7 protein-coding genes are annotated in these 7,850 nt (G+C 73.1%); 3 read left to right on the top strand and 4 right to left on the bottom strand.

Features of this window, described 5'->3' with window-relative positions; genetic code table 11:
* Positions 1-14 precede the first annotated feature (14 nt).
* The 4 genes from ACFV4G_RS42370 to ACFV4G_RS42355 form a co-directional block, all read right to left on the bottom strand.
* Complete coding sequence (locus ACFV4G_RS42370; RefSeq protein WP_380448805.1) at positions 15-1,478, bottom strand: SulP family inorganic anion transporter; 1,464 nt, start codon at positions 1,476-1,478, stop codon at positions 15-17.
* A gap of 44 nt (positions 1,479-1,522) precedes the next feature.
* Positions 1,523-2,113 (bottom strand): carbonic anhydrase, encoded by a 591-nt coding sequence (locus ACFV4G_RS42365; protein ID WP_380448803.1) that lies wholly within the window; start codon positions 2,111-2,113, stop codon positions 1,523-1,525.
* A gap of 202 nt (positions 2,114-2,315) precedes the next feature.
* Entirely contained in the window at positions 2,316-2,666 is a 351-nt protein-coding gene (locus ACFV4G_RS42360) for a hypothetical protein (RefSeq protein WP_380448801.1), read from the bottom strand.
* A gap of 382 nt (positions 2,667-3,048) precedes the next feature.
* Positions 3,049-3,321, bottom strand: a complete 273-nt coding sequence (locus ACFV4G_RS42355) for an HPr family phosphocarrier protein (RefSeq protein WP_380448799.1) — start codon at positions 3,319-3,321, stop codon at positions 3,049-3,051.
* Between the two features lie 366 nt (positions 3,322-3,687).
* Here ACFV4G_RS42355 and ACFV4G_RS42350 point away from each other — a divergent pair, with 366 nt between their 5' ends.
* The 3 genes from ACFV4G_RS42350 (at position 3,688) to ACFV4G_RS42340 (ending at position 7,662) form a co-directional block, all read left to right on the top strand.
* A complete protein-coding gene (locus tag ACFV4G_RS42350) occupies positions 3,688-4,449 on the top strand; it encodes a DeoR/GlpR family DNA-binding transcription regulator (protein WP_380448797.1) in 762 nt (253 codons plus the stop codon).
* Positions 4,446-5,390 carry a 1-phosphofructokinase gene (gene pfkB, locus ACFV4G_RS42345; RefSeq protein WP_380448795.1) on the top strand — a complete coding sequence of 315 codons (945 nt, stop codon included), beginning with the start codon at positions 4,446-4,448 and terminating at the stop codon, positions 5,388-5,390. The genes ACFV4G_RS42350 and pfkB overlap by 4 nt, the downstream gene beginning before the upstream one ends.
* Before the next feature lie 178 nt (positions 5,391-5,568).
* Positions 5,569-7,662: a fructose-specific PTS transporter subunit EIIC gene (locus ACFV4G_RS42340; protein WP_380448792.1), complete on the top strand. Its 2,094-nt coding sequence runs from the start codon at positions 5,569-5,571 to the stop codon at positions 7,660-7,662.
* Positions 7,663-7,850: the final 188 nt, after the last annotated feature.

The raw sequence follows: 7,850 nt of genomic DNA, 5'->3' as shown, positions 1-7,850 counted from the left end.
TTCCTACCCGGCTGTCACGCCGGGCCGGCCAGGGCGGGGATCAGCCGGACGGCTTCGGGGGCGTGGGCGTTGTGGCGGTCGGCCCAGGTGGTCAGGGCGCTCTGGCAGGCGTGGTCGAGGTGCCGGAGTCCGGTGAGGTCCAGTTCGACGACGCGGTCGGCGGGCAGGGCTTCCAGGGCGTCCAGGAGCTTGGGCAGCCGGAGGAACGTGGCGTTGCCGGTCAGGCGGACCCGGACGACGCCGTCGGGCCGCTCGTCCGTCTCGACGTGCAGACGGGACGTCTCCCAGGCGCTCTTGAGGATCGACAGGCCCAGGCCGATCAGCACGCCTTCGAACATGTTGACCGTGACGATGGCGACGGCTGTGGCGGCGAGGACGAGTGCCTCCGGGCGGTGCTCGCGCCACAGCGGTCCGAGCTGCTTGAACGGCAGCAGCTTGAACCCGGCGTGGACGAGCACACCGGCGAGGGCCGCGACGGGGATGACGGCGAGGGCCGCCGGGAGCAGCGCGGCGAAGAGCAGCAGCCACACGCCGTGCAGCACGCGGGACGCCTTGGTCCGGGCGCCGGCCTGGACGTTGGTCGCGCTGCGGACGATGACCGCGGTCATCGGCAGGGCGCCGAGGGCGCCGCAGAGCGCGTTGCCCGCTCCCTGGGCCATGAGCTCCTTGTCGTAGTCGGTGCGCGGCCCGTCGTGGATCCGGTCGACGGCGGCCGCGCTGAAGAGGCTCTCGGCGGAGGCGACGAGCGTGAAGGCCACGATCGTGATGATCAGGGCGGGGGTGAACTGGCCGAGCACGCCGGCGTCGGGCGGCTGGATGGCGTCCAGGAGGCCCTTGACCTCGACCTTCTTCACCGGGCCGTCGAGCAGCCAGGCGGCGCCGGTGGCGAGCAGGACGGCCACGAGCGCGCCCGGGACGACCCGTACCCTGGCCGGCAGCCGTTGCCACAGCACGATGACGGCGATGGTGCCGGCGCCGATCGCGAAGGACTGGCGGGCGGCGGGTGAGGAGACGAGCTGGGACAGGAGGCCGGGCAGGCCGAGGAGCTTGTCGACGCCGCTCGCGGGGGCGGGCCTGTCGGCCATCGCGTAGAGCTGGCCGGCGATGATGACCAGGCCGATGCCGGCCAGCATGCCCTCGACCACGGCGACGGAGATCGCGCGGAACCACCGGCCCCAGCGCAATGCGCCGAGCAGCAGCTGGAGCAGGCCGGTCGCGGCGACGACGACGCCGAGCGCGGGCAGGCCGAAGCGCTGCACGGTCTCGGCGACCAGGACGGTCAACCCGGCCGCCGGGCCGCTGACCTGGAGACTGCTGCCGGGCAGCATGCCGGTGACCAGGCCGCCGACGATGCCGGTGATCAGGCCGAGTTCGGCGGGCATGCCCGAGGCGACGGCGACGCCCACGCACAGCGGCAGGGCGACGAGGAACACGACGAGCGAAGCGGTGACGTCGTACTTGAGAGTGGGAAAGCGCATGGGAGCCCTCATCCGTGGAGGTTCGTCGGTGGTGGGCCGCGGCGTCACAGCGGCAGGAAGGCGTCGGTGCCGGGGCGGTGGGTGAGGACCGCGCCGGTGTGCACCTCGTAGAACCAGCCGTGCAGCGCGAGGCGGCCCGCGTCGACGCGGCGGGCGACGCTCGGATGGGTGCGCAGCTTCGCCAGCTGGTCCAGGACGTGGCGCTGCACGGGGCCGGCGAGGTCCTGGTCCGGCTCCTGGCCGGGTGTCAGTTCGGCGCCCTCGGCGAGCCAGTCCCGTACCGCGGGCACGCCGGTGAGGTCGTCGCCGCGCACGACGGCGCCCACGGCGCCGCAGTGGGAGTGGCCGCACACCACGATGTCCGCGACGCCCAGGACCTCGACCGCGTACTCGATGGTCGCGGCCTCGGCCGACGGCACGCGCGGCCGGTACGGCGGGACGATGTTGCCGGCGGTCCGCATCTCGAAGAGGTCGCCGGGGCGGGCGCCGGTGACGGCGGAGGGGATGATGCGGGAGTCGGAGCAGGTGATGAACAGGGCCTGCGGGTGCTGGCCGGCCGCGAGCCGCTCGAAGTCGTCGGCGGTCTGTGCGGCGCGGCGGTGGAAGGTGCGGGCGTGGTCGATGAATGCTTGCATGTCGGTGCCTCGGGCCCTTCGGAAGTCTTGTGGGGATGGAGACTTCGGGACCGTGCCCGCTCGGTACGGAGGCAGGTTGCAGCGCGACGGTGATGGCAGGGGCAGCACTGCCGTGGACCGTCGCGAACCGCCGTGACGCGCGGTGGCGTGGACGTGTGGGTGTCCGTGCCACCGGTGAGCGTGCGGGCGCGGTCGGCGCCGATCAGCAGCGGAACACCTGGAGGACCGCCGCTCTGGGCTGTCTGCGGGCCCAGTACGGCGCGTCGGGGCCACCGGCCGGCGACGCGGTCCCGGGGGAGGGCGCTTCGTCGACGAGGACGGAGGTCAACTCGGGCCGGCGCTCCGGGACTTCGACGTTCCGGGGCCGGGTCCAGCAGAGGCCGGGCAGGTTCTTGGGGGCCGGCGCGTCCTCGGCGAGTTTCGCCTGCGCGACGACCCGTGGGCAGCCGTCCTCCCGGAGGAGCGCGGCCGTGGACTGGGAGAGCAACAGTACGCCGAGCACGGCCAGGAGGGCCACGGCGACGGCACCGGCGACCCTCCCGACCAGAGACATTACTGGTTCCTTCCGCACCCTTGGCTTTTTCTTGAACTCCTGTCGAGGATGACGAGCGTGAAAGGGAGTCAGTTCCGATAGGCCGGTGAACAATGCGTGAATCAGTATTGCCGGATGAGTGAGAACGGGGCGCGGCCGGGGTGGTATTCGGCATGGCCCATCACGAATTCCTCACCCTTTTCTGATCGGAATCCGATAGTCCGGGTATTCGCAATTGCCGCCCTGTCGGACGGGGAGTCGGGGCCGGCGTCACCTCATGGACGACCGGACCGAGGTGCCGACGCCGATCCCGCGGATCGGATCGCTCATGTGCCCGCCTCGCCGGGCTCGGCGAGGGCCGTCGCCCGTGCGTGCCTCCTCATCACTCGTTCGCCGTGCTCGCTCATGCCGCCGCGTCGAGGTCGGAGGCGAGCAGGTCGGCGAGCTCCTTGAGCGCGTCCTGGGCGCCGTCGCCGGCCGCGACGAGCTCCAGGGTCTCGCCGCAGCCGGCGGCCAGGGCGAGGACGGACAGCAGGCTGCGGGCGTCGACCGGTGGCCGGCCCGGGCGGCCGACCGTGACCTTGGCCGCCTGGCGGGCCGCGGCCTGGACGAGCAGAGACGCCGGGCGGGCGTGCAGGCCGCTTCGGGAGCCGACGGTGACCTGGATCGAGTGCATGGGAGTCCTTGGAGGAGGTGGAGGAGACGGAGGAGGTGAAGGAAGTGACCGCCGACCCGGGTGGGAACCGGGTCGGCAGCGGAGTGGGGCACGGTGGCCCGCGCACGGGGTGAAGCGCGGGCCACCGTGTTCGCGCCGGGTCTTCGCGGTACGGGGGCAGTGGCGGAGACCGGGCGGTCGGTGGTTTCACGCCCGTTAGCGTGTTGTTTCGTTTGGTTCTACGCCCGGACATCGAGGGATGTCAACACATTCGGGCAATCGGGGTTCGCGGGCCCAGGGCTGGCGCGATCGCTTGCTTTTTCGGCCGGAGCGCGTATGGTCGGGCCTCATCAGGCGTAAACGGACATGAAACGGACCCGATCCCACATGTATGCACCCGAGCGGCAGCAACAGATCCTCCGCCTCGCACAGGAGCAGGGCAGGGTGGACGTGCCGACGCTGGCCGAGGACTTCGGCGTCACGCAGGAGACCATCCGGCGTGACCTGAGCGCCATGGACCGGGCCGGACTGCTGCACCGGGTGCACGGCGGCGCCCTGCCCGCCGGCGCACTGCACCTGGAACCCGGCCTGGCCGAACGGGACTCCACCGCCGCTGCCGAGAAGGAGCGCATCGCCAAGGCGGCCCTGGCCCTCCTGCCCGCGGAGGGCAGCGTGATCCTGGACGCGGGGACGACCGTCTCCCGGCTGGCCGGCCTGCTGCCCGCCGACTGCGCCCTCACCGTCGTCACCAACGCCCTCCCCGTCGCCGCCAGGCTCGCCGACCACCCGGCGCTCGCCCTCCACCTGGTCGGCGGGCGGCTGCGCCACCGCACCCAGGCCGCCGTCGACGCCTGGGCGCTGCGCGACCTGGCCGACGTCCACGCGGACATCGCGGTCGTCGCCACCAACGGCTTCTCCCCGGAGGGCGGGCTGTCCACCCCGGACCTCGCCGAGGCGGCCGTCAAACGCGCCATGCTCACCGGCGCCCGCCGCGTGGTGCTGGTCGCCGACTCCTCCAAGTACGGCGTCCGCCACTTCGCCCGGTTCGGCTCGCTGGACCAGGTCGACGTGCTCGTCACGGACACTGGACTGACCGACGAGCAGACCGCAGAGATCGAGAACCTCGGACCGGAAGTCATCCGCGCATGATCGTCACCATCACCCCGAACCCCAGCCTCGACCGCACCTACGAGCTGGGAACGCTCACCCCGGGCGAGGTCAACCGGGCCGCGCACGACCGGCTCGACCCCGGCGGCAAGGGCGTCAACGTCTCCCGCGCGCTCACGGCCGCCGGCCACCGCACCACCGCCGTCCTGCCGCTGGGCGGCCCCTCCGGGCACCTGCTCGCCGACCTGCTGCGCCGCCAGGGCATCGACGTCGCGGCGGTCGCGATCTCGGGCGACACCCGCATCAACGTCTCGATCGCCGAGGACGGCGGCAGCCTCACGAAGGTCAACGCGGTGGGCCCCGAGCTCAGCGCCGCCGAGTCGGCCGCGCTGCTGGCGCTGGTCCGCGAGGACCACCTGGGGAACGACGTCGACTGGCTGGCCTGCTGCGGCAGCCTGCCGCGCGGACTGGCACCGGAGTGGTACGCGGAACTGGTCGCCCAGGTGCACTCGGGGGGCGCCCGGATCGCCCTGGACACCTCCGGCCCCGCGCTGCTCGCCGCGCTGTCGGCTCGTCCCGACGTGGTCAAGCCCAACCGCGAGGAACTCGCGGAGGCCGTGGGCCGCCCGGTCGCCACCGTCGGCGACGCCGTCGACGCGGCCGGGGAACTGCGCAAGCGCGGCGCCCAGCAGGTCCTCGCCAGCCTCGGTGCGGACGGGATGCTGCTGATCGCCGACGAGGGCAGCTGGTACGGCAGCGCACCGGTCGCCGCCGTCCGCAGCGACGTGGGAGCGGGCGACGCCTCGCTCGCGGGCTTCCTCGGAGCCGGTGGCACCGGCCCCGGGGCACTCGCGGCTGCCCTGGCGCACGGGGCCGCCGCCGTACAACTGCCGGGGAGCGTCATGCCGACCCCGGCCGATCTGGACCCGGCCGCGGTGGTCGTGACGGCGGACATCCCGCTCGAACGGCCGCTCCGCGGTTGAGCCCGCGGTTGAGCCCGCGGTTGAGCCCGCGGTTGAGCCCGCGGTTGAGCCCGCGGTTGAGTCCGCGGTTGAGAACGGCCTCTGCCTTGAGGCACCACGCCCGACCGTGTGGGACGGAACGGCGACCATTCCCGGGGGCAAGGGAACACTGTCAGGCACCAGTCGAAGGACCGACACGATGAGCGACACCAGCGGACTGATCACACCCGCACTCGTTGATCTCCACCTCGCCCCCCAGGACAAGAGCGAAGCCCTCCGCGCCCTCGCCCAGCGGCTGGTCGCCGAGGGCCGGGTCACCGACCTCGACGGCTTCCTCGCCGACGTCGCCGCCCGCGAGGCCCAGGCCCCGACCGGGATGGGCGACGGGATCGGCATTCCGCACTGCAGATCGCCCCACGTCACGCGGCCGAGCGTGGCCTTCGGCCGGAGCGCCAGGGGAGTGGACTTCGACGCCCCGGACGGGCGGCCCGCCGACCTGATCTTCATGATCGCGGCACCGGCGGGCGCGGACGACGCCCACCTGCGGATCCTCGCCGCGCTGGCCGGCCGGCTGATGGATCCCGCGTTCACCGGCGCCCTGCGCGATGCCGAGAGCCCTGGCGCTGTCGCGGCCCTGGTCAACGGCGAGGAGCCGCCGGTCGCTGCTGCTCCGGAGCCCGCCGCCGTCGCGGAGTCGCCCGATCCGGAGTCGCCCGATCCGGAGACGCCCGCTCCTGAGACGCCCGCTCCTGAGACGGCCGCTCCGGAAACGGCCGACGCCGACGCCGGGCTTCGGCTGGTCGCGGTGACCTCGTGCCCGACCGGCATCGCCCACACCTACATGGCCGCCAAGGCGCTCGAACTGGCCGCCGCGCGGGCGGGTGTGCGGATCCAGGTCGAGACCCAGGGGTCCGCCGGGACGACGCCGCTGGCTCCCGAGGTGATCGCGGCGGCCGACGCGGTGATCTTCGCCCATGACGTCGAGGTCCGCGACCGCGCCCGCTTCGCCGGCAAGCCGACCGTGGACGTGGGCGTGAAGGCCGCCGTCAACCGGGCCGACGACCTGATCGCCCAGGCCGCCGGGCTGGTCGCCGAGACCGGCAGCGGCGCCCGTGCCGCCGCCGCCCCGGTCGCCGCACCGAGCGCGCCGAGCGCACTGAGTGGGACGACTGGCGAACACTGGGCCCAGCGGCTGCGCAAGTACCTGATGACGGGCGTCAGTTACATGATCCCGTTCGTCGCGGCCGGCGGCCTGCTGATCGCCCTCGCCTTCGCGATCGGCGGGTACCAGATCGCCGCCGCCCCGTCCGTGCTGGGCCATTTCGACTGGACCTCCTCGCACAGCTGGGCGGCGATGCTGTTCCAGACCGGCAAGACGTCCTTCGGCTTCCTGGTCCCGGTCCTCTCCGGATACATCGCCTGGGCGATCGCGGACCGGGCGGCGCTGGCCGCCGGCATCGCCGGTGGTGCCGTCTCGGTGGCGGTCGGCGCCGGCTTCCTCGGCGGCATCGTGTCCGGCCTGGCCGCGGGCTTCCTGGTGCTGTGGATGATCCGGTGGAACGTGCCGCGGGCGATCCGGGGCATCATGCCGGTGGTGGTGATCCCGCTCCTGTCGGTGGCGGCGGTCGGCTTCCTGATGTTCGTGGTGGTGGGCTCGCCGATCGCCTCGGCGATGGGCGGCCTGACCGACTGGCTGAACGGCCTCTCCGGCTCCAACGCGATCCTCCTCGGCGTGCTGCTCGGCGCGATGATGGCCTTCGACATGGGCGGCCCGCTCAACAAGGTCGCCTACACCTTCGCGGCCGGTGCGCTCACCGCCGCGGGAACCACCCCAGACGCCGGCAGCCTGAAGGTGATGGCCGCCGTGATGGCCGCGGGCATGACCCCGCCGCTGGGCATGGCGCTGGCGACCGTCGTCCGGCGCCGGCTGTTCACCCCCGAGGAGCGCGAGAACGGCAAGGCGGCCTGGGTGCTCGGAGCGTCGTTCATCACCGAAGGCGCCATCCCCTTCGCGGCGGCCGATCCGCTGCGGGTCATCCCGGCGAACATGGTGGGCAGCATGACCGCCGGCGGCCTGGTGATGGCCTTCGGTTCCACCCTGCGGGCCCCGCACGGCGGAATCTGGGTGCTCCCGCTGATCGGCAGCCCCTTCCTGTACCTGGTCGCGGTCGTGGCCGGCACGGTGGTCACCACGGGAGTGGTCGTCGTGCTCAAGGGGATGCGCAGGCCCGCCGTCCCGGCGGCCCCGGACGCCGTGCGGTCGGGCGCCGAGCTGGAGCTGGTCGGCGCCTGACCGGACGGCCCGCGAGGTGCGTCCGGGGTGATCCGGCAGTCGGCAGCGGAACATATCGTTGTGGCGATCACCATCGGAGCACACACACGGGGGCACACATGACCGTTCACCGGCCAGGACTGCCGGAGGACCTTCCGCCGGCCGAGGAACTGTGGGCGCGCTGGGCGCTTCTCGCCGCCCTTGAGGCG

It is taken from the genome of Kitasatospora sp. NPDC059747, from assembly GCF_042732955.1.
GTDB lineage: Bacteria > Actinomycetota > Actinomycetes > Streptomycetales > Streptomycetaceae > Kitasatospora.
The sequence above is the reverse complement of the archived record's forward strand: the minus strand, read 5'-3'. Positions and strand labels throughout refer to the sequence as shown.